27 protein-coding genes are annotated in these 18,810 nt (G+C 69.6%); 26 read left to right on the top strand and 1 reads right to left on the bottom strand.

What is annotated here, in order from left to right; translation table 11 throughout:
• Positions 1–195: 195 nt before the first annotated feature.
• Entirely contained in the window at positions 196–2,529 is a 2,334-nt protein-coding gene (locus LWC33_RS29770) for an alpha/beta hydrolase fold domain-containing protein (protein ID WP_233308017.1), read from the bottom strand.
• 511 nt (positions 2,530–3,040) lie between these two features.
• Here LWC33_RS29770 and rpsL point away from each other — a divergent pair.
• The 26 genes from rpsL (at position 3,041) to secY (ending at position 18,752) form a co-directional block, all read left to right on the top strand.
• Positions 3,041–3,415, top strand: coding sequence for a 30S ribosomal protein S12 (gene rpsL, locus LWC33_RS29775; RefSeq protein ID WP_037046087.1), 375 nt, complete (start codon positions 3,041–3,043; stop codon positions 3,413–3,415).
• Positions 3,415–3,885, top strand: coding sequence for a 30S ribosomal protein S7 (gene rpsG / locus LWC33_RS29780; protein WP_037046089.1), 471 nt, complete (start codon positions 3,415–3,417; stop codon positions 3,883–3,885). The genes rpsL and rpsG overlap by 1 nt, the downstream gene beginning before the upstream one ends.
• Before the next feature lie 48 nt (positions 3,886–3,933).
• Positions 3,934–6,033 (top strand): elongation factor G, encoded by a 2,100-nt coding sequence (gene fusA, locus LWC33_RS29785; protein ID WP_233308018.1) that lies wholly within the window; start codon positions 3,934–3,936, stop codon positions 6,031–6,033.
• A 131-nt stretch (positions 6,034–6,164) separates the two neighbouring features.
• Positions 6,165–7,358 carry an elongation factor Tu gene (tuf, locus tag LWC33_RS29790; RefSeq protein ID WP_037046092.1) on the top strand — a complete coding sequence of 398 codons (1,194 nt, stop codon included), beginning with the start codon at positions 6,165–6,167 and terminating at the stop codon, positions 7,356–7,358.
• Between the two features lie 432 nt (positions 7,359–7,790).
• Positions 7,791–8,096, top strand: coding sequence for a 30S ribosomal protein S10 (gene rpsJ / locus LWC33_RS29795; RefSeq protein WP_003938093.1), 306 nt, complete (start codon positions 7,791–7,793; stop codon positions 8,094–8,096).
• Between the two features lie 7 nt (positions 8,097–8,103).
• A complete protein-coding gene (gene rplC / locus LWC33_RS29800; RefSeq protein WP_233308019.1) occupies positions 8,104–8,757 on the top strand; it encodes a 50S ribosomal protein L3 in 654 nt (217 codons plus the stop codon).
• Complete coding sequence (gene rplD, locus LWC33_RS29805; RefSeq protein WP_233308020.1) at positions 8,754–9,419, top strand: 50S ribosomal protein L4; 666 nt, start codon at positions 8,754–8,756, stop codon at positions 9,417–9,419. Before rplC ends, rplD begins: the two co-directional genes overlap by 4 nt.
• Positions 9,416–9,715: a 50S ribosomal protein L23 gene (gene rplW / locus LWC33_RS29810; RefSeq protein WP_233308021.1), complete on the top strand. Its 300-nt coding sequence runs from the start codon at positions 9,416–9,418 to the stop codon at positions 9,713–9,715. The genes rplD and rplW overlap by 4 nt, the downstream gene beginning before the upstream one ends.
• Before the next feature lie 16 nt (positions 9,716–9,731).
• Entirely contained in the window at positions 9,732–10,565 is an 834-nt protein-coding gene (gene rplB / locus LWC33_RS29815; protein ID WP_233308022.1) for a 50S ribosomal protein L2, read from the top strand.
• Positions 10,566–10,580: 15 nt separating this feature from the next.
• Positions 10,581–10,862, top strand: coding sequence for a 30S ribosomal protein S19 (gene rpsS, locus LWC33_RS29820; protein WP_037046102.1), 282 nt, complete (start codon positions 10,581–10,583; stop codon positions 10,860–10,862).
• Positions 10,863–10,899: 37 nt separating this feature from the next.
• The gene (gene rplV, locus LWC33_RS29825) at positions 10,900–11,319 is read left to right on the top strand and encodes a 50S ribosomal protein L22 (RefSeq protein WP_233308023.1); all 420 of its coding nucleotides are present in this window, start codon (positions 10,900–10,902) and stop codon (positions 11,317–11,319) included.
• Positions 11,319–12,143 (top strand): 30S ribosomal protein S3, encoded by an 825-nt coding sequence (rpsC, locus tag LWC33_RS29830; protein ID WP_233308024.1) that lies wholly within the window; start codon positions 11,319–11,321, stop codon positions 12,141–12,143. Before rplV ends, rpsC begins: the two co-directional genes overlap by 1 nt.
• A 3-nt stretch (positions 12,144–12,146) precedes the next feature.
• On the top strand, positions 12,147–12,566 hold the full coding sequence (gene rplP / locus LWC33_RS29835; protein ID WP_037046105.1) for a 50S ribosomal protein L16: 420 nt from the start codon (positions 12,147–12,149) through the stop codon (positions 12,564–12,566).
• Positions 12,566–12,802 carry a 50S ribosomal protein L29 gene (rpmC, locus tag LWC33_RS29840; protein ID WP_037046106.1) on the top strand — a complete coding sequence of 79 codons (237 nt, stop codon included), beginning with the start codon at positions 12,566–12,568 and terminating at the stop codon, positions 12,800–12,802. Before rplP ends, rpmC begins: the two co-directional genes overlap by 1 nt.
• Entirely contained in the window at positions 12,799–13,071 is a 273-nt protein-coding gene (rpsQ, locus tag LWC33_RS29845) for a 30S ribosomal protein S17 (RefSeq protein WP_037046108.1), read from the top strand. The genes rpmC and rpsQ overlap by 4 nt, the downstream gene beginning before the upstream one ends.
• Positions 13,068–13,436 carry a 50S ribosomal protein L14 gene (rplN, locus tag LWC33_RS29850; protein ID WP_232868961.1) on the top strand — a complete coding sequence of 123 codons (369 nt, stop codon included), beginning with the start codon at positions 13,068–13,070 and terminating at the stop codon, positions 13,434–13,436. The genes rpsQ and rplN overlap by 4 nt, the downstream gene beginning before the upstream one ends.
• Positions 13,437–13,439: 3 nt before the next feature.
• Positions 13,440–13,769: a 50S ribosomal protein L24 gene (gene rplX, locus LWC33_RS29855; RefSeq protein WP_232868960.1), complete on the top strand. Its 330-nt coding sequence runs from the start codon at positions 13,440–13,442 to the stop codon at positions 13,767–13,769.
• Positions 13,769–14,332 carry a 50S ribosomal protein L5 gene (gene rplE / locus LWC33_RS29860; RefSeq protein WP_233308025.1) on the top strand — a complete coding sequence of 188 codons (564 nt, stop codon included), beginning with the start codon at positions 13,769–13,771 and terminating at the stop codon, positions 14,330–14,332. The genes rplX and rplE overlap by 1 nt, the downstream gene beginning before the upstream one ends.
• A gap of 3 nt (positions 14,333–14,335) precedes the next feature.
• On the top strand, positions 14,336–14,521 hold the full coding sequence (locus LWC33_RS29865; protein ID WP_037046117.1) for a type Z 30S ribosomal protein S14: 186 nt from the start codon (positions 14,336–14,338) through the stop codon (positions 14,519–14,521).
• Positions 14,522–14,615: 94 nt separating this feature from the next.
• Positions 14,616–15,014 carry a 30S ribosomal protein S8 gene (gene rpsH / locus LWC33_RS29870; protein ID WP_233308026.1) on the top strand — a complete coding sequence of 133 codons (399 nt, stop codon included), beginning with the start codon at positions 14,616–14,618 and terminating at the stop codon, positions 15,012–15,014.
• A gap of 15 nt (positions 15,015–15,029) precedes the next feature.
• The gene (gene rplF / locus LWC33_RS29875) at positions 15,030–15,569 is read left to right on the top strand and encodes a 50S ribosomal protein L6 (protein WP_233308027.1); all 540 of its coding nucleotides are present in this window, start codon (positions 15,030–15,032) and stop codon (positions 15,567–15,569) included.
• Between the two features lie 3 nt (positions 15,570–15,572).
• Positions 15,573–15,977 carry a 50S ribosomal protein L18 gene (gene rplR, locus LWC33_RS29880; RefSeq protein WP_233308028.1) on the top strand — a complete coding sequence of 135 codons (405 nt, stop codon included), beginning with the start codon at positions 15,573–15,575 and terminating at the stop codon, positions 15,975–15,977.
• Positions 15,978–16,008: 31 nt separating this feature from the next.
• Positions 16,009–16,629: a 30S ribosomal protein S5 gene (gene rpsE / locus LWC33_RS29885; RefSeq protein ID WP_232868955.1), complete on the top strand. Its 621-nt coding sequence runs from the start codon at positions 16,009–16,011 to the stop codon at positions 16,627–16,629.
• Positions 16,629–16,832, top strand: coding sequence for a 50S ribosomal protein L30 (gene rpmD / locus LWC33_RS29890; protein WP_233308029.1), 204 nt, complete (start codon positions 16,629–16,631; stop codon positions 16,830–16,832). Before rpsE ends, rpmD begins: the two co-directional genes overlap by 1 nt.
• Positions 16,832–17,281 (top strand): 50S ribosomal protein L15, encoded by a 450-nt coding sequence (gene rplO / locus LWC33_RS29895; protein WP_233308030.1) that lies wholly within the window; start codon positions 16,832–16,834, stop codon positions 17,279–17,281. The genes rpmD and rplO overlap by 1 nt, the downstream gene beginning before the upstream one ends.
• Positions 17,282–17,441: 160 nt before the next feature.
• Positions 17,442–18,752, top strand: a complete 1,311-nt coding sequence (secY, locus tag LWC33_RS29900) for a preprotein translocase subunit SecY (protein WP_233308031.1) — start codon at positions 17,442–17,444, stop codon at positions 18,750–18,752.
• Positions 18,753–18,810: the final 58 nt, after the last annotated feature.

Consider the following 18,810-nt stretch of genomic DNA (forward strand, 5'->3'; position numbering starts at 1 on the left):
CCGACGGGTGTGCACCGCCCCGCAGGGTGTCGGCGGGTCCCGGGTCCGGAGACAACGCACCCCTCCGGCGGGCACATGCCGGAGGGGTGCGAAGCGTGATGGAGCCATAGCGCGGTCTGAGGGTTGCTCTGGGTGCGTTATGGAGCCATAACGCGGTCGGAGGGCCGCTCTGCGTGCGTCATGGCTCCATGACGTTCAGGCGGTGACGTACTCGCCCTCGTCGAGGGCGGAGGTGCGGCGGCGGTACTCCAGCATCGTGCCCGGCCAGTTGTTGGTGATCCGGCCCGAGTCCGTGCGGTACCAGCTCACGCATTCCGTCCACACGCTGTCCGTGAGTCGCGACTGCATCTCGGTGTCGTAGGCCGTGGCGGCGTCGGGCCGCACCTCCAGCGAGCGCGTGCCGGTGGCGAGCCGCCGGATGCCCTCGCGGGCGTAGCGGATCTGGCACTCCAGCATGTGCACGATGGAACCCGAGCCGACGTTGGTGTTCGGGCCGTAGAGCAGGAACAGGTTGGGGAAGCCCGGCACGGTGATGCCCAGGTGCGCCCGCGCCCCCTCCCGCCACTCCTCGGACAGCTCGCGGCCCTCCCGGCCCACGACCCGCATCGGCGCCAGGAAGTCCTGGGTGCGGAAGCCCGTGCCGAAGATGATCACGTCGGCGCGGTGCAGCGTGCCGTCGGCCGCGACCACGCCCTCCTCGGTCACCTCCGAGATCTTCTCGGCGACGACGTCGACGTTCGGCCGGGCGAGCGCCCGGAACCAGTCCGAGGAGATCAGCACCCGCTTGCAGCCGACGGGGTAGTCGGGCGCGATGCGCTCCCGCAGCCCCGCGTCGGAAACCTGCAGGCGCAGCTGCGCGCGGTGCAGCAGGCCGAACGCCGACGCGAAGGGCCGGATCGCGGTGAAGCCGAGCGCGCCGAACTCGAAGAACCCGGCCCAGAAGGTCCGGGCGGCGCGGTGCCAGGGGCGGAACCGCAGGGAGAAGGCCCGCGGGCCGTACGGGCGGTCCAGCTTGGGGATGACGTACGGCGCGGAGCGCTGGAACACGGTGACCTGCTCGGCGTCGGGCGCGATCGCCGGCACGAACTGGATGGCGCTCGCCCCCGTCCCGACGACGGCGACCCGCCTGCCCCGCAGGTCGACCGAGTCGTCCCAGCGCGCGGAGTGGAACACCGGCCCCGGGAACCGCTCGATGCCGGGCAGGTCGGGCGTGGCGGGGCGGGAGAGCTGCCCGCACGCCGCGACGAGGGCCTCGGCCTCCAGGTCGCCGGCGCTGGTCCGGATCCGCCAGACGGCGGCGTCGTCGTCCCAGGTGGCGTCGGTGACCTCGGTGCCGAGCCGGATGTCGCGCTCCAGGTCGTGCTTCGCCGCGACGGTGCGCAGGTAGCGCAGGATGTCGGGTTGCGGGGCGAACCGGCGGCTCCAGTCGCCGGGGGCGAAGGAGTACGAGTACAGGTTCGACGGGACGTCGCAGGCCGCACCCGGGTAGGTGTTGTCCCGCCAGACCCCGCCGACCTGCGGCGCCTTCTCCAGGAGGGTCACGTCGGCGAGGTCGTCCTCGCGCAGTGCGACGCCCATCCCGATCCCGCCGAACCCGGCGCCGACGACAGCGACCCGCACCCGCCGGTCCGCCTGGTCGCGGCGGATCGCCGCGCCGAGCTCGCGCAGGTCGGCGTGCGCCCGCCCGAGCAGCCCGGCCTCGAGCACGTGGTCGTGCCACATGCCCTCGGCCCGGGTGTAGGTGACCGTCCCACCGGCCGCGCGGACCCGCTCGACGAGCCGGTCGGCGTCACCGACCAGGACCTCGTCCGCCCCGGCGACGACGTGCAGCGGCGGCAGGCCGGACAGGTCGGCCTCGAGCGGCCGCAGCTCCGGGTCGACGGCCTCCCCGCCGCGCAGGTACGACCGCCTGCCCTCGCGCAGCAGGCCCGGCCCGAGCATCGCGTCCCGCCCGGTGTTGCGGGTGATGGCCGGATCGGTGAGGTCCAGATCGAGCCACGGGGAGATCAGCCCGACGCTCCCGGGCAGCGGGAGGCCCACCGCGCGCAGCCGCAGCAGCAGTGCCACGGCCAGTCCGCCGCCCGCGGAATCTCCGGCGAGGGCGATGCGTTGAGGTGGGTGTCCGGCGTCGAGGAGTGCCCGAAAGGCGCGCTCGGCGTCGTCGAGCCCGGCGGGGTATGGGTGTTCGGGCGCCAGCCGGTAGTCGAGCAGGTGCACGGTCCCGCCGGTCGCCTCGGCCAGCCACGCCCCGAGCGAACGGTGCGAGGCGGGGGAGCCGACCACGTAGCCGCCGCCGTGCAGGAAGAGCACGGGGCGGTCGTCGCGGCTGCCGGGGACCGACACGCGGACCGACGGACGGCCGCCGAGCGACGAGGGGGCGGAGCGGGTGCCACGGGGGACGGGGAGCAGTCGGCCCTGGAGGTCGACGAGCGCCCGCGACACCGGGTTCGGCAGCCGGGGCGAGAGCGCGGGGGCCACGAGCAACCGGGTGGCGGCCCGGACGGCGGCGCACGGCAGTGTGAGGCGCATGATCGAACCGTAGGGCCGGGGCACGGGCCCGCGGACCGGGGCGACCGGGGCAACGGCGGCCCGCGCGGGCCAGGCCGGTGACCGGCCGTCCGCAGGTCGTCGACGTGCGACGAGCGCGAGTCGATCTGCGACGAGCGGGTGAGCCTGCTTGCATCGGCGGACCGGCTGCGGCAGCCTCCGAGGCGACGCGAGAGTGGCCCGGAGATGGCCGGCGGGAGGCCCGCAGGCCCCGCCACGGCCCCTGGGTGGACCCGTTTTGACCCTCGTCAGACGGGCCGCGTACCCTTGGGAACTGCGCGCGATCACGCGTGCCCTCGTCCGTCCTGGACGCCTCCGCGGAGTTCCCCGACTCCGGGGTCGGTGCGCAGGGCGCGACACGCCCGACCTCGCGGTCCGGCGGGCCGGGGTGGAAGCGGCCCGTACCACGATCGGGCGGCGCACGACCGCCCGCCCGGGCAGCCGCACGGGCGAGACACCTGAGCATCACGAGTAGGGAAGAAGCAGAGGGTTCATGCCCACGATCCAGCAGTTGGTCCGCAAGGGCCGCGAGGACAAGGTCGCGAAGACCAAGACCGCCGCGCTCAAGGGCTCGCCCCAGCGCCGCGGGGTCTGCACGCGCGTCTACACCACGACCCCGAAGAAGCCGAACTCCGCGCTGCGGAAGGTCGCGCGCGTCAAGCTGAGCAGCGGCATCGAGGTCACCGCGTACATCCCCGGTGAGGGCCACAACCTGCAGGAGCACAGCATCGTGCTCGTCCGCGGCGGCCGTGTGAAGGACCTGCCGGGTGTCCGGTACAAGGTCATCCGCGGGTCGCTGGACACCCAGGGTGTGAAGAACCGGAAGCAGTCCCGTAGCCGCTACGGCGCCAAGAAGGAGAAGAGCTGATGCCTCGTAAGGGCCCCGCCCCGAAGCGGCCGCTGGTCTCCGACCCGGTCTACAGCTCGCCCCTCGTGACGCAGCTGATCAACAAGGTGCTGAAGGACGGCAAGCGTTCGCTCGCCGAACGGATCGTGTACGCCGCCCTCGAGGGCACCCGCGAGAAGACCGGCACCGACCCGGTCGTCACGCTGAAGCGCGCGCTGGACAACGTCAAGCCGGCCCTCGAGGTCCGCAGCCGCCGTGTCGGTGGCGCGACCTACCAGGTCCCGGTCGAGGTCCGCGCCGTCCGGCAGACCACCCTCGGCCTCCGGTGGCTCGTGAGCTACGCCGGTCAGCGCCGTGAGAAGACCATGGTCGAGCGCCTCATGAACGAGCTGCTCGACGCGAGCAACGGCCTCGGCGCCAGCGTGAAGCGGCGCGAGGACATGCACAAGATGGCGGAGTCCAACAAGGCCTTCGCCCACTACCGCTGGTGACGGGCCGACCGTCCGCGCCAACCTTTTCCCAGGGGAAGTGAGCTGAACGTGGCACGGGACGTGCTGACGGACCTGACGAAGGTCCGCAACATCGGCATCATGGCGCACATCGACGCCGGCAAGACCACCACCACCGAGCGGATCCTGTACTACACCGGGATCAACTACAAGATCGGTGAGGTCCACGACGGCGCCGCCACGATGGACTGGATGGAGGAGGAGCAGAAGCGCGGCATCACGATCACGTCCGCCGCGACGACCTGCTTCTGGAAAGACCACCAGATCAACATCATCGACACGCCCGGCCACGTCGACTTCACCGTCGAGGTGGAGCGCTCGCTGCGCGTGCTCGACGGCGCGGTCGCGGTCTTCGACGGCAAGGAGGGGGTCGAGCCGCAGTCCGAGCAGGTCTGGCGGCAGGCCACCAAGTACGACGTCCCCCGCATCTGCTTCGTCAACAAGATGGACAAGCTGGGCGCGGACTTCTACTTCACCGTCGGCACCATCAAGAACCGGCTCGCGGCCACGCCGCTGCCGCTCCAGCTGCCGATCGGCTCGGAGAGCGACTTCATCGGCGTCGTCGACCTGGTCGAGATGCGCGCGCTGACCTGGCGCGGTGACGTCCAGAAGGGCGAGGACTACACCGTCGAGGAGATCCCGGCCGACCTGGTCGAGAAGGCGGAGGAGTACCGCACCGCCCTCCTCGAGGCGGTCGCCGAGACCGACGACGAGCTCATGGAGCTCTACCTCGGCGGCGAGGAGCTCACCGTCGACCAGATCAAGGCCGGCGTCCGGCAGATCGTGAAGGACCGCTCGGCGTACCCGGTGCTGTGCGGCTCCGCGTTCAAGAACAAGGGCGTCCAGCCCATGCTCGACGCGGTGATCGACTACCTGCCGTCGCCGTACGACGTGCCGCCGGTCGAGGGCACGCTGCCGGACGGGGAGACCCCGGCCAGCCGCAAGCCCTCGAAGGAGGAGCCCTTCTCGGCGCTCGCCTTCAAGATCGCCGCGCACCCGTTCTTCGGCAAGCTGACCTACGTCCGGGTGTACTCGGGCCGGGTCGCCGCGGGTTCCCAGGTCATCAACTCGACCAAGGACCGCAAGGAGCGCATCGGGAAGCTCTTCCAGATGCACGCCAACAAGGAGAACCCGGTCGACGAGGCCCTGGCCGGCCACATCTACGCGGTCATCGGCCTCAAGGACACGACCACCGGCGACACGCTCAGCGACCCGCAGGCGCCGATCGTGCTCGAGTCGATGACGTTCCCGGACCCGGTCATCCAGGTCGCGGTCGAGCCGAAGACCAAGGCCGACCAGGAGAAGCTCTCCACGGCGATCCAGAAGCTCGCCGAGGAGGACCCGACCTTCCAGGTCTCGCTGGACGACGAGACCGGGCAGACGATCATCGCCGGCATGGGCGAGCTCCACCTCGAGGTGCTCGTCAACCGGATGAAGAGCGACTTCAAGGTCGAGGCCAACATCGGTAAGCCCCAGGTGGCCTACCGGGAGACGATCCGCAAGACCGTCGAGAAGTACGAGTACACGCACAAGAAGCAGACCGGTGGGTCGGGCCAGTTCGCCCGGGTCATCATCAAGCTGGAGCCGCTCGACACGGCCGACGGTGCGCTGTACGAGTTCGAGAACAAGGTCACCGGTGGTCGCGTGCCGCGGGAGTACATCCCGTCCGTCGACGCCGGCGCGCAGGACGCCATGCAGTACGGCGTGCTCGCGGGCTACCCCCTCACCGGGATCAAGCTGACCCTGCTCGACGGTCAGTACCACGAGGTCGACTCGTCCGAGATGGCGTTCAAGGTCGCCGGTTCGATGGCCCTCAAGGAGGCTGCGCGTCAGGCGTCCCCCGCCATCCTCGAGCCGATGATGGCGGTCGAGGTCACCACGCCCGAGGACTACATGGGCGACGTGATCGGCGACCTCAACTCCCGCCGCGGCCAGATCCAGGCCATGGAGGAGCGGGCGGGCGCCCGCGTCGTCAAGGCGCTGGTCCCGCTCTCGGAGATGTTCGGCTACGTCGGCGACCTGCGGTCGCGGACCCAGGGCCGGGCCAACTACACGATGGTCTTCGACTCGTACGCGGAGGTCCCGACCAACGTGGCGAAGGAGATCATCGCGAAGGCGACCGGCGAGTAGTCCGGGCCCCTCGCGAGGCGCGGTCCGCGGACGGGTAGGGTCACCCGCCTGTTCGCGGCCCGCACCTCGAAACCCCCAAGACCTGCCGTCAGCACGGCGGAGAAGAAGATCAAGTCCAGGAGGACACTGCAGTGGCGAAGGCGAAGTTCGAGCGGACCAAGCCGCACGTCAACATCGGCACCATCGGTCACATCGACCACGGCAAGACCACGCTGACGGCGGCCATCACCAAGGTTCTGCACGACAAGTACCCGGACCTCAACGAGGCCTCGGCGTTCGAGAACATCGACAAGGCGCCCGAGGAGCGCCAGCGCGGTATCACGATCTCCATCGCGCACGTCGAGTACCAGACCGAGAAGCGGCACTACGCGCACGTGGACTGCCCCGGTCACGCCGACTACATCAAGAACATGATCACCGGTGCGGCGCAGATGGACGGCGCCATCCTGGTGGTCGCCGCGACCGACGGCCCGATGCCGCAGACGCGTGAGCACGTGCTGCTCGCCCGCCAGGTCGGCGTGCCCTACATCGTGGTCGCGCTGAACAAGGCCGACATGGTCGACGACGAGGAGATCCTCGAGCTCGTCGAGCTCGAGGTCCGCGAGCTCCTGTCCTCGCAGGAGTACCCGGGCGACGACCTCCCGATCGTCCGCGTCTCGGCGCTCAAGGCCCTCGAGGGCGACGCCGAGTGGGGCGCCAAGCTCCTCGAGCTGATGGACGCCGTCGACGAGGCGATCCCGGAGCCGGAGCGCGACACCGACAAGCCGTTCCTGATGCCGGTCGAGGACGTCTTCACGATCACCGGTCGCGGCACGGTCGTCACCGGCCGTATCGAGCGCGGCATCGTGAAGGTCAACGAGACCGTCGAGATCGTCGGCATCCGCGAGAAGTCGACCTCGACCACCGTCACCGGTGTCGAGATGTTCCGCAAGATCCTCGACGAGGGTCGGGCGGGCGAGAACGTCGGCCTCCTGCTCCGCGGCATCAAGCGCGAGGACGTCGAGCGCGGCCAGGTCGTCGTGAAGCCGGGCTCCATCACCCCGCACACCGAGTTCGAGGGCCAGGTCTACATCCTGGGCAAGGACGAGGGCGGCCGGCACACGCCGTTCTTCAACAACTACCGTCCGCAGTTCTACTTCCGGACGACGGACGTGACCGGCGTGGTGACCCTCCCCCAGGGCACCGAGATGGTCATGCCGGGTGACAACACCACCATGAGCGTTCAGCTGATCCAGCCGATCGCCATGGAGGAGGGCCTGCAGTTCGCCATCCGCGAGGGTGGTCGGACCGTCGGCGCCGGCCAGGTCACCAAGATCACCAAGTAAGACCCTTCCGCGGCCCGTGGACCCCTGTGGTCCACGGGCCGCACCCCGGTCGAGGGCCGCACGAACCGGTGTGGCATCCTTGACGGGTTGCGCGCGAACGGCGGGCACACGGAAGCCGGGATCTCCCGGGACTCCGTGAGTCGTCGAAAGCGCCGACCCCGGATCGACAAGCGACCCCCCCTGGGGGAAGCGGTGACCCGGGGACCGGTATGCGAGTAGTAGGGCGACACGCCCGACCTCGTGGACCGGAGCCCAGAGGGTGAGACCTGAACAGAGCGCGGACGCCCGGTCCGCATCGGATGCCCGAGTCGATACGGCCTCGCGCGCGTCGGTGCCGGTGGTGCGACGTAGTACTGGTCGGGGCTCCCCTCCGGGTGGGACACCCGGAGACACCGTGAAGCAGCGGCAGGAAGAAGAGGACGACCCACGACCATGGCGGGACAGAAGATCCGCATCAGGCTCAAGGCCTACGACCACGAGGCAATCGACGCGTCTGCTCGCAAGATCGTGGAGACGGTGACGCGTACCGGTGCTCGTGTCGTCGGTCCTGTGCCGCTGCCGACCGAGAAGAACGTGTACTGCGTCATCCGCTCGCCGCACAAGTACAAGGACTCGCGCGAGCACTTCGAGATGCGCACGCACAAGCGGCTGATCGACATCCTCGACCCGACGCCGAAGACGGTCGACGCGCTCATGCGCATCGACCTGCCGGCCAGCGTCGACGTCAACATCCAGTAGGGCACCGATGAGCGACAGGCAGATCACCGGGATCCTGGGCCGGAAGCTCGGGATGACCCAGGTATTCGACGAGAACAACCGGGTGGTTCCGGTCACCGTGGTCCAGGCCGGGCCCAACGTCGTGACCCAGATCCGCTCGCAGGAGACGGACGGGTACGTCGCCGTCCAGCTCGCCTTCGGTGCGGTCGACCCGCGCCGGGTGAACAAGCCGGAGACCGGGCACTTCGCGAAGGCCGGCGTGACCCCGCGCCGCTTCACCGTGGAGCTGCGCACGACGGACGCCGCGAGCTACGAGCTCGGCCAGGAGATCACCGCCGAGGCCTTCGAGGCCGGTGCCGTGGTCGACGTGGTGGGCACCACCAAGGGCAAGGGCACCGCGGGTGTCATGAAGCGCCACGGCTTCAAGGGCCTCGGCGCCTCGCACGGCACCCAGCGCAAGCACCGCTCGCCGGGCTCGATCGGTGGCTGCGCCACCCCGGGTCGCGTCTTCAAGGGCGTGCGCATGGCGGGTCGGATGGGCGTCGCCCGCCAGACCACGCAGAACCTGAAGATCCACCGCGTCGACGCCGAGCGCGGCCTGCTGCTGATCAAGGGCGCCGTCCCCGGCCCCCGCGGCGGCCTCGTCGTGGTGAAGAGCGCCGCGAAGGGTGGTGCCCAGTGAGCACCGTCGAGATCAAGGACGCGTCGGGCGGGAAGACCGGCTCGGTCGAGCTCCCGGACCACGTCTTCGACGTGACCGCGAACGTTCCGCTGATGCACCAGGTCGTCGTGGCCCAGCAGGCCGCGGCCCGCCAGGGCACGCACGACACCAAGACCCGCGGCGAGGTCCGCGGCGGCGGCAAGAAGCCGTACCGCCAGAAGGGCACCGGCCGCGCCCGCCAGGGCTCGACCCGCGCGCCGCAGTTCGCGGGCGGTGGCACCGTCCACGGCCCGACGCCGCGCGACTACGCCCAGCGGACCCCGAAGAAGATGAAGGCCGCCGCGCTGCGCGGTGCGCTGTCGGACCGGGCCCGCGCCGGCCTCGTCCACGTCGTCTCCGGGCTCGTCGACGGGGACACCCCCTCGACGAAGTCCGCCCGCCAGGCCATCGAGGCCGTCGCCGGCGCCGACACCCGCGTGCTCGCGGTGGTCGACCGGGACGACACGGTGAACCTGCTGAGCCTGCGCAACCTGCCGCAGGTGCACCTCATCGCGCCCGACCAGCTGAACACCTACGACGTGCTGGTCAACGACGCGGTCGTGTTCACGCAGGCCTCGCTCGACGCGTTCCTCGCCGGCCCCATCGCCGTCAAGACGAAGCGTGCCGAGGAGGCTGCGAAGTGATCCCCGACCCGCGCGACATCCTGCTCGCGCCGGTGGTGTCCGAGAAGAGCTACTCGCTGCTCGACGAGAAGCAGTACACCTTCCTGGTCCACCCCGACGCGAACAAGACCCAGATCAAGATCGCCGTGGAGCAGGTGTTCGGGGTCAAGGTGACCAGCGTCAACACGCTGAACCGCCCCGGGAAGCGCAAGCGCTCCCGCACCGGCCACGGCAAGCGCAAGGACACCAAGCGCGCGATCGTCACGCTCTCGGCCGAGAGCAAGGACATCGACGTCTTCGGTGCCCGGGCGAGCTGAGGGAGCGAGCTGACCCATGGGTATCCGTAAGTACAAGCCGACGACTCCCGGCCGCCGCGGTTCCAGCGTCTCCGACTTCGCGGAGATCACCCGGTCCACGCCGGAGAAGTCGCTGATCCGTCCGCTGCACGGCAAGGGCGGCCGGAACGCGCACGGCAAGGTCACCACCCGCCACCAGGGCGGCGGCCACAAGCGTGCGTACCGCCTGATCGACTTCCGGCGGAACGACAAGGACGGCGTCCCGGCCACGGTCGCGCACATCGAGTACGACCCCAACCGGACGTCCCGCATCGCGCTGCTGCACTACGCCGACGGCGAGAAGCGCTACATCATCGCGCCGGCGCGGCTGAAGCAGGGCGACAAGGTCGAGGCCGGGCCGAAGGCCGACATCAAGGTCGGCAACAACCTGCCGCTGCGCAACATCCCGACCGGCACCGTGGTGCACGCGATCGAGCTCCGCCCGGGCGGCGGCGCGAAGATCGCCCGCTCGGCCGGCTCGAGCGTGCAGCTGGTGGCGAAGGACGGCCCGTACGCGCAGCTGCGCATGCCGTCCGGCGAGATCCGCAACGTCGACGTGCGCTGCCGCGCCACCGTCGGCGAGGTGGGCAACTCCGAGCACTCCAACATCAACTGGGGCAAGGCCGGCCGTATGCGGTGGAAGGGCAAGCGCCCGACCGTCCGCGGTGTCGCCATGAACCCGGTCGACCACCCGCACGGTGGTGGTGAGGGCAAGACCTCGGGTGGCCGCCACCCGGTCAACCCCGCGGGCAAGCCCGAGGGCCGTACCCGCCGCACCAAGCCGTCCGACAAGTTGATCGTCCGCCGGCGCCGTACCGGCAAGAAGCGCTGAGCAGGGAGGTAAGAGATGCCGCGCAGCCTGAAGAAGGGCCCCTTCGTGGACGACCACCTGCTCAAGAAGGTGGACGCCCTCAACGAGTCCGGCAAGAAGACCGTCATCCGCACGTGGAGCCGACGGTCCACCATCATCCCGGACATGATCGGCCACACGATCGCCGTGCACGACGGGCGCAAGCACGTCCCGGTGTTCGTGTCCGACTCGATGGTCGGCCACAAGCTGGGGGAGTTCGCTCCCACCCGCACGTTCCGTGGCCACATCAGGGACGACCGCAAGGCGCGCAGGCGCTGAGGCGGACCGAGTAGCGACCAAGGAGAGGTGGAAGTAGATGGCTGACGCAGCCAGCAGCACCGCCGACGCCGCGCTCGAGCCCGCTCGAGCGCTGGCGAAGGCCCGGTTCGTGCGCATGTCGCCGACCAAGTGCCGCCGTGTCGTGGACCTGGTCCGCGGCCTGCCGGTGAACGAGGCCCTGGCGATCCTGCGGTACTCGCCGCAGGCCGCCGCCGAGCCGGTGGCGAAGGTCGTGGCGAGCGCCGCGGCCAACGCCGAGAACAACTTCGACATGGACCCGGAGACCCTCGTGGTCGCCGTCGCCATGGTCGACGAGGGGCCGACGCTCAAGCGCATCCGGCCGCGGGCCCAGGGCCGCGCGTACCGGATCCGCAAGCGGACGAGCCACATCACCATCGAGGTCGAGTCCGCGCCCGCGAAGGCCGGCCGTCGTGGTGCGAAGGGGAGGGCCCGCTGATGGGGCAGAAGATCAACCCGCACGGCTTCCGCCTGGGCATCACCACGGACTGGAAGTCGCGCTGGTACGCCGACAAGCAGTACGCGGAGTACGTGAAGGAGGACGTCGAGATCCGCCGCATGCTCTCGAAGGGCATGGAGCGGGCCGGCATCTCCAAGGTCGAGATCGAGCGGACCCGGGACCGCGTGCGGGTGGACATCCACACCGCCCGCCCGGGTATCGTGATCGGCCGCCGCGGCGCCGAGGCGGACCGCATCCGCGGCAACCTCGAGAAGCTGACCAAGAAGCAGGTCCAGCTCAACATCCTCGAGGTCAAGAACTCCGAGTCGGACGCGCAGCTCGTGGCGCAGGGCGTCGCCGAGCAGCTGTCCAACCGCGTGGCCTTCCGCCGCGCGATGCGCAAGGCCATCCAGTCGGCCATGCGCTCGCCGCAGGTGAAGGGCATCCGGGTGCAGTGCTCCGGCCGCCTCGGCGGCGCGGAGATGTCGCGCTCGGAGTTCTACCGCGAGGGTCGCGTGCCGCTGCACACGCTGCGCGCGGACATCGACTACGGCCTGTTCGAGGCCCGCACGACCTTCGGCCGCATCGGCGTGAAGGTCTGGATCTACAAGGGCGACGTCGTCGGCGGCCGCCGGGAGAACGCCCCGGCCGCCGAGGCGCCGGGCCGCGGCCCGCGCCGCGAGCGTCCGGCCCGCCGTCGTTCCGGTGCCTCGGGCACGACCGCGACCAGCACCGACGCCGGGCGCGCCGCCGCCGAGCAGTCGAGTGGCACGGCCACCGCGACTACCGAGGCGCCGGCGCCGAGCAGCAACGGGGAGAACTGAGTCATGCTGATCCCCCGCAAGGTGAAGCACCGCAAGCAGCACCGTCCGCACCGGACGGGGATGTCGACCGGTGGCACCCGGGTCACGTTCGGCGAGTTCGGGATCCAGGCGCTGGAGCCCGCCTACGTCACCAACCGCCAGATCGAGTCGGCGCGTATCGCGATCAACCGGCACATCAAGCGTGGTGGCAAGGTCTGGATCAACGTCTTCCCGGACCGTCCGCTGACCAAGAAGCCCGCCGAGACCCGCATGGGTTCCGGTAAGGGCTCCCCCGAGAAGTGGGTGACGAACGTGAAGCCCGGCCGGGTGCTCTTCGAGATGAGCTACCCGAACGAGGCCCTCGCGCGGGAGGCCCTGCGCCGCGCCATCCACAAGCTGCCCATGAAGTGCCGGATCGTGACCCGTGAGGGTGGTGACATCTGATGGCGGCCACCACTGCTGCCGAGCTGCGTGAGCTGACCGACGAGGAGCTCGTGCTGCGGGTCAAGGAGGCCAAGGAGGAGCTGTTCAACCTCCGCTTCCAGATGGCGACCGGGCAGCTGGACAACAACCGGCGGCTGCGTACCGTCCGGCACGACATCGCGCGGATCTACACGGTCATGCGCGAGCGCGAGCTGGGCCTCTCGGCCGCCCCGAGCGACAACGAGGGCGCGGCATGAGCGAGAAGACTCAGGAGCAGCGCGGGGAGCGGAAGGTCCGCGAGGGCCTGGTCGTGTCCGACAAGATGGACAAGACCATCGTGGTCACCCTCGAGGACCGCGTGAAGCACCCGCTGTACGGCAAGGTCATCCGGCGGACCAGCAAGGTCAAGGCGCACGACGAGGCCAACACGGCCGGCGTCGGCGACCGCGTCCGGCTGATGGAGACCCGGCCGCTGTCCGCCACCAAGCGGTGGCGGCTGGTCGAGATCCTGGAGAAGGCGAAGTGATCCAGCAGGAGTCGCGGCTGCGCGTCGCCGACAACACCGGTGCCAAGGAGATCCTGTGCATCCGGGTGCTGGGCGGTTCGGCGCGGCGCTACGCGGGGATCGGCGACACCATCGTCGCCACCGTCAAGGAGGCCATCCCCGCGGCCGGCGTGAAGCGCGGTGACGTCGTCAAGGCGGTCGTCGTGCGCACGGTCAAGGAGAAGCGCCGCCCGGACGGCAGCTACATCCGGTTCGACGAGAACGCCGCCGTCCTGATCAAGGACAACGGCGAGCCGCGGGGGACCCGCATCTTCGGCCCGGTCGGTCGCGAGCTCCGCGACCGCCGGTTCATGAAGATCATCTCCCTCGCTCCGGAGGTGCTGTAGGACATGAAGGTCAAGAAGGGCGACACGGTTCTCGTCATCGCCGGCAAGGACAAGGGCGCGAAGGGCAAGGTCATCCAGGCCTACCCGGAGCGTGACCGGGTCCTCGTCGAGGGCGTGAACCGCATCAAGAAGCACACGCGGGTGAGCCAGAACCAGCGGGGCGCGCAGTCCGGCGGGATCGTCACCCAGGAGGCGCCCATCCACGTCTCGAACGTGATGGTCGTCGACTCCGACGGCAAGCCGACCCGCGTCGGCAAGAAGCTGGTCGAGGCGGAGGACGGCGGCAAGGCCCGTCGCGTCCGGATCTCCCGCAAGTCCGGGAAGGAGATCTGATGACCACCACGGAGAAGGCCAACCCGCGCCTCAAGCAGCGCTACGTCGACGAGATCAAGGGCGAGCTGCAGAAGCAGTTCTCCTACGGCAACGTCATGCAGATCCCCGGCGTCGTGAAGGTCGTCGTGAACATGGGCGTCGGCGACGCCGCCCGTGACTCGAAGCTGATCGACGGCGCGGTCCGCGACCTGGCCACCATCACCGGCCAGAAGCCGCAGGTCCGCCGGGCCACGAAGTCCATCGCGCAGTTCAAGCTGCGCGAGGGCATGCCGATCGGCGCGAAGGTCACCCTGCGCAACGACCGGATGTGGGAGTTCCTGGACCGGCTGCTGACGATCGCGCTGCCGCGTATCCGCGACTTCCGCGGCCTCTCGCCGAACCAGTTCGACGGGCGGGGCAACTACACGTTCGGTCTCACGGAGCAGTCCATGTTCCACGAGATCGACCCGGACTCGATCGACCGGCCGCGTGGCATGGACATCACCGTCGTGACCACCGCGACCACGGACGAGGAAGGCCGGGCGCTCCTGCGCCAGCTCGGCTTCCCCTTCAAGGAGAACTGAGAGATGGCGAAGAAGGCGCTTCGCATCAAGGCGGAGAAGACCCCCAAGTTCAAGGTCCGCGGCTACACCCGCTGCCAGAAGTGCGGGCGTCCGCGCGCGGTCCTGCGCAAGTTCGGCCTCTGCCGCGTGTGCGTCCGCGAGATGGCGCACGCCGGCGAGCTGCCCGGCGTCAGCAAGAGCAGCTGGTAAAGACTCCAGCTGTCGTTTCGTTCGCCGCAGGCCCCCCGGCAGTGCCCGTCATCCGGGCCGGGGGGGAACCACGGCGGGAAAGAGACACCACACCATGACGATGACCGATCCGATCGCAGACATGCTCACGCGTCTGCGGAACGCGAACTCGGCCTATCACGACCAGGTCGTGATGCCGCACTCCAAGCTGAAGGTCGCCATTGCGGAGATCCTGCAGAAGGAGGGCTACATCGCGAGCCACCACACCGAGGACGCCGAGGTCGGCAAGTCCCTGGTTGTCGAGCTGAAGTACGGGCGCAACCGCGAGCGCAGCCTCGCGGGCCTGCGCCGGGTCTCGAAGCCGGGCCTGCGGGTCTACGCGAAGTCGACCAACCTGCCGCGCGTTCTCGGCGGCCTGGGCATCGCGATCATCTCGACGAGCCAGGGCCTCCTGACGGACAAGCAGGCCTACCGGAGCGGCGTGGGCGGGGAAGTCCTCGCCTACGTCTGGTGAGAAGGGAGTAGAGCGATGTCCCGCATCGGGAAGCTGCCGATCACCGTTCCGTCCGGCGTCGACGTGACCATCGAGGGCCGCACGGTCACCGTCAAGGGCCCGAAGGGCACCCTGTCGCACACCGTCATCGCGCCGATCACCGTCGAGCGCGGTGACGACGGCGAGGTCCTGGTCAAGCGACCGGACGACGAGCGGAAGACCAAGGCCTACCACGGCCTGTCGCGGACCCTGGTGAGCAACCTCGTCGAGGGCGTCACCAAGGGCTACGAGAAGAAGCTCGAGATCGTCGGCGTCGGTTACCGCGTCGCGCTCAAGGGCTCGAACCTGGAGTTCGCCCTCGGGTTCAGCCACCCCGTCGTCATCCAGCCGCCGGAGGGCATCACCTTCGCGGTCGAGTCGCCGACCAAGTTCTCGGTGAGCGGCATCGACAAGCAGCTGGTCGGCGAGACCGCGGCGAACATCCGCAAGATCCGCAAGCCGGAGCCCTACAAGGGCAAGGGCGTGCGGTACGCCGGCGAGAACGTCCGCCGCAAGGTCGGGAAGACGGGTAAGTAAGCCATGGCCGACACGATTTCTGCGAACGCCAAGAAGCGCACCGCGTCGCGGGTGTCCGCCACCCGCCGCAAGGGGCTGGCCCGCCGGCACGCCCGGCTGCGCAAGAAGATCAGCGGGACGCCGGCGCGTCCGCGGCTGGCCGTCAAGCGCTCCTCGCGCCACGTGCACGTGCAGCTGATCGACGACGTCGCGGGCCACACGCTGGCCTCCGCCTCGTCGCTCGACGCCGACGTGCGCTCGCTCGAGGGCGACAAGAAGGCCAAGGCCGCCAAGGTCGGCGCGCTCATCGCCGACCGGGCCAAGGCCGCCGGTGTCGAGGCCGTCGTCTTCGACCACGGTGGCTTCGGCTACCACGGGCGGATCGCGGCGCTGGCCGACGCCGCCCGCGAGGGAGGCCTGAACTTCTGATGGACACGAACATGATGGAAGGGACCGTCTGATGCCGGGACGTACGCGGCGCGAAGGCGGTGGCCCGGGCGGTAACGACCGCCGGGACCGCCGCGACGGTGGCCGTGGCGGGGCGGCCCAGGACAAGACCCCGTACATCGAGCGACTCGTCACGATCAACCGCGTGGCCAAGGTCGTGAAGGGTGGTCGTCGCTTCAGCTTCACCGCCCTCATGATCGTCGGCGACGGCGACGGCCTGGTCGGCGTGGGCTACGGCAAGGCCAAGGAGGTGCCGGCCGCGATCGCCAAGGGTGTCGAGGAGGCGAAGAAGAACTTCTTCCGCGTCCCGCGCATCGGCGGCACGATCGTGCACCGCGTCCAGGGTGAGGCGGCCGCGGGTGTGGTCCTGCTCCGCCCGGCCAGCCCCGGTACCGGTGTCATCGCCGGTGGCCCGGTGCGCGCCGTCCTGGAGTGCGCCGGCATCCACGACATCCTGTCGAAGTCGCTGGGCAGCGACAACGCGATCAACATCGTGCACGCCACGGTGGACGCGCTGAAGCAGATCCAGCGGCCCGAGGAGGTCGCGGCCCGCCGCGGCCTGCCGCTCGAGGACGTCGCGCCGGCCCAGATGCTGCGGGCCCGCGCCGAGGCCGCCCAGGCTGCGAGGGTCTGATGGCTGAGTCGACGAACGACGGCAAGAAGCTGATCGTCACGCAGGTGCGCTCCGCCATCGGCGGGCAGCGCAACCAGCGTGAGTCCCTGAAGGCCCTCGGCCTGCGCAAGATCCGCCAGTCCCAGGAGTGGCCGGACACGCAGCAGGTCCGCGGCCTGATCAACACCGTGCGTCACCTCGTGACGGTGGAGGAGGTGTCCTGATGAGCGAGACGATCAAGGTTCACCACCTGCGTCCGGCTCCGGGGGCCAAGACCGCCAAGACCCGCGTGGGTCGTGGTGAGGGCTCCAAGGGCAAGACCGCCGGTCGCGGTACCAAGGGCACCAAGGCCCGCAAGACCGTGTCCCCGGCCTTCGAGGGCGGGCAGATGCCGCTGCACATGCGGCTGCCCAAGCTCAAGGGCTTCAAGAACCGGTTCCGGACCGAGTACCAGGTCGTGAACGTCGGCGACCTGGCGGCCCTGTTCCCGCAGGGTGGCGAGATCGGCCCGGCCGAGCTCGCCGAGGCCGGTGCGGTCCGCAAGGGCCAGCCGGTGAAGGTCCTCGGCAACGGGGACCTGGACGGTGTCACGCTCACCGTCAGCGCCCACGCCTTCTCCGGCTCCGCCAAGGAGAAGATCGCGGCCGCGGGTGGCACCGCCACCGAGCTCTGACCTGTCCACGACAGGGCTTCACCCGGCGACGCCGTCCGAGCGGCCCGTCCCCGACGAGGGGCGGCCGAGCGGGCGGCGTCGTCGCTGTTAGAGTCGTCTTCCGCCCGAGTGCGTCGCGACGCACGGACCGTGCGGGCAGCAGACCAGGAGGATCACCGAGGTGCTCAGCGCTTTCCGGGCGGCCCTCACGACCCCGGATCTCCGGAAGAAGATCCTCTTCACCCTCGGGGTCGTGGCCGTCTACCGGCTCGGGGCGAACATCCCGTCGCCCGGCGTGTCCTACGTGAACGTGCAGGAGTGCATCCGGCAGGTCGAGGGCAGCGACAACGCCGGTATCTACTCGCTCATCAACCTGTTCTCCGGCGGCGCGCTCCTGCAGCTGTCGATCCTGGCCCTCGGGATCATGCCGTACATCACGGCGTCGATCATCATTCAGCTGCTCACCGTGGTCATCCCGCGGTTCGAGGTGCTGAAGAAGGAAGGCCAGTCCGGGCAGAACAAGCTCACGCAGTACACCCGGTACCTCACGATCGCGCTGGCGATCCTGCAGGCCACCGGGATCGTGGCGCTGGCGGACCGGGGCGCCCTGCTGGGCAACTGCGACAAGCCGATCATCCCGAACTCCGACGTGTTCTCGCTCGCGATCATCGTCATCGTCATGACGGCGGGCACCGCGGTCGTCATGTGGCTGGGTGAGCAGGTCACGGAGAAGGGCATCGGCAACGGCATGTCGTTGCTGATCTTCGCGTCGATCGCGCACCGGATCCCCTCCGAGGGCAAGAACATCCTCGACAACGCGGGCCCGCTGGTCTTCGCGGGCGTCTGCGTGTTCGGCCTGGCCATCATCGTCAGTGTCGTGTTCGTCGAGCAGGGCCAGCGCCGGATCCCGGTGCAGTACGCCAAGCGGATGGTCGGGCGCCGGATGTACGGCGGCACGTCGACGTACCTGCCGCTGAAGGTGAACCAGGCCGGCGTCATCCCGGTGATCTTCGGCAGCTCGCTGCTGTACCTGCCGGACCTGGTCTCCCGACTGCTCGGCAACACCAGCGGCGGCTTCCAGCAGTTCGTCCAGACCTACCTGGTCGACCAGTCCAACTGGCTGCACATCACCCTGTACGTCGCGCTCATCATCTTCTTCACGTACTTCTACGTCGGCATCACCTTCAACCCGGAGGAACGGGCCGACGAGATGAAGAAGTTCGGGGGCTTCATCCCGGGCATCCGACCGGGCCGGCCGACCGCCGAGTACCTGAACTTCGTGCTCAGCCGCATCACCCTGCCGGGGTCGCTCTACCTGGGCATCATCGCCGTCCTGCCGAACTTCTTCCTCGGCGTCACGGGTGGCGGGCAGAACCAGAACTTCCCCTTCGGCGGCACCGCCGTACTGATCATGGTCGGGGTCGGACTGGACACCGTGAAGCAGATCGAGAGCCAGCTGATGCAGCGGAACTACGAAGGTTTCCTGCGTTAGAGTCGGGGCAGAGGGCCTTGTTCGACGGGCCGTCGAAGATGCAGTATCGACGCCTCGG

Source organism: Pseudonocardia terrae (genome assembly GCF_021343995.1).
Classification (GTDB): domain Bacteria; phylum Actinomycetota; class Actinomycetes; order Mycobacteriales; family Pseudonocardiaceae; genus Pseudonocardia; species Pseudonocardia terrae.

Coding starts and splice junctions, on each gene's coding strand:
- LWC33_RS29770 (WP_233308017.1), bottom strand. CDS start 2,529: ATGCGCCTCACACTGCCGTGCGCCGCCGTCCGGGCCGCCACCCGGTTG.
- rpsL (WP_037046087.1), top strand. CDS start 3,041: ATGCCCACGATCCAGCAGTTGGTCCGCAAGGGCCGCGAGGACAAGGTC.
- rpsG (WP_037046089.1), top strand. CDS start 3,415: ATGCCTCGTAAGGGCCCCGCCCCGAAGCGGCCGCTGGTCTCCGACCCG.
- rpsJ (WP_003938093.1), top strand. CDS start 7,791: ATGGCGGGACAGAAGATCCGCATCAGGCTCAAGGCCTACGACCACGAG.
- rplC (WP_233308019.1), top strand. CDS start 8,104: ATGAGCGACAGGCAGATCACCGGGATCCTGGGCCGGAAGCTCGGGATG.
- rplB (WP_233308022.1), top strand. CDS start 9,732: ATGGGTATCCGTAAGTACAAGCCGACGACTCCCGGCCGCCGCGGTTCC.
- rpsS (WP_037046102.1), top strand. CDS start 10,581: ATGCCGCGCAGCCTGAAGAAGGGCCCCTTCGTGGACGACCACCTGCTC.
- rplV (WP_233308023.1), top strand. CDS start 10,900: ATGGCTGACGCAGCCAGCAGCACCGCCGACGCCGCGCTCGAGCCCGCT.
- rpsC (WP_233308024.1), top strand. CDS start 11,319: ATGGGGCAGAAGATCAACCCGCACGGCTTCCGCCTGGGCATCACCACG.
- rplP (WP_037046105.1), top strand. CDS start 12,147: ATGCTGATCCCCCGCAAGGTGAAGCACCGCAAGCAGCACCGTCCGCAC.
- rpmC (WP_037046106.1), top strand. CDS start 12,566: ATGGCGGCCACCACTGCTGCCGAGCTGCGTGAGCTGACCGACGAGGAG.
- rpsQ (WP_037046108.1), top strand. CDS start 12,799: ATGAGCGAGAAGACTCAGGAGCAGCGCGGGGAGCGGAAGGTCCGCGAG.
- rplX (WP_232868960.1), top strand. CDS start 13,440: ATGAAGGTCAAGAAGGGCGACACGGTTCTCGTCATCGCCGGCAAGGAC.
- rplE (WP_233308025.1), top strand. CDS start 13,769: ATGACCACCACGGAGAAGGCCAACCCGCGCCTCAAGCAGCGCTACGTC.
- LWC33_RS29865 (WP_037046117.1), top strand. CDS start 14,336: ATGGCGAAGAAGGCGCTTCGCATCAAGGCGGAGAAGACCCCCAAGTTC.
- rpsH (WP_233308026.1), top strand. CDS start 14,616: ATGACGATGACCGATCCGATCGCAGACATGCTCACGCGTCTGCGGAAC.
- rplF (WP_233308027.1), top strand. CDS start 15,030: ATGTCCCGCATCGGGAAGCTGCCGATCACCGTTCCGTCCGGCGTCGAC.
- rplR (WP_233308028.1), top strand. CDS start 15,573: ATGGCCGACACGATTTCTGCGAACGCCAAGAAGCGCACCGCGTCGCGG.
- rpsE (WP_232868955.1), top strand. CDS start 16,009: ATGCCGGGACGTACGCGGCGCGAAGGCGGTGGCCCGGGCGGTAACGAC.
- rpmD (WP_233308029.1), top strand. CDS start 16,629: ATGGCTGAGTCGACGAACGACGGCAAGAAGCTGATCGTCACGCAGGTG.
- rplO (WP_233308030.1), top strand. CDS start 16,832: ATGAGCGAGACGATCAAGGTTCACCACCTGCGTCCGGCTCCGGGGGCC.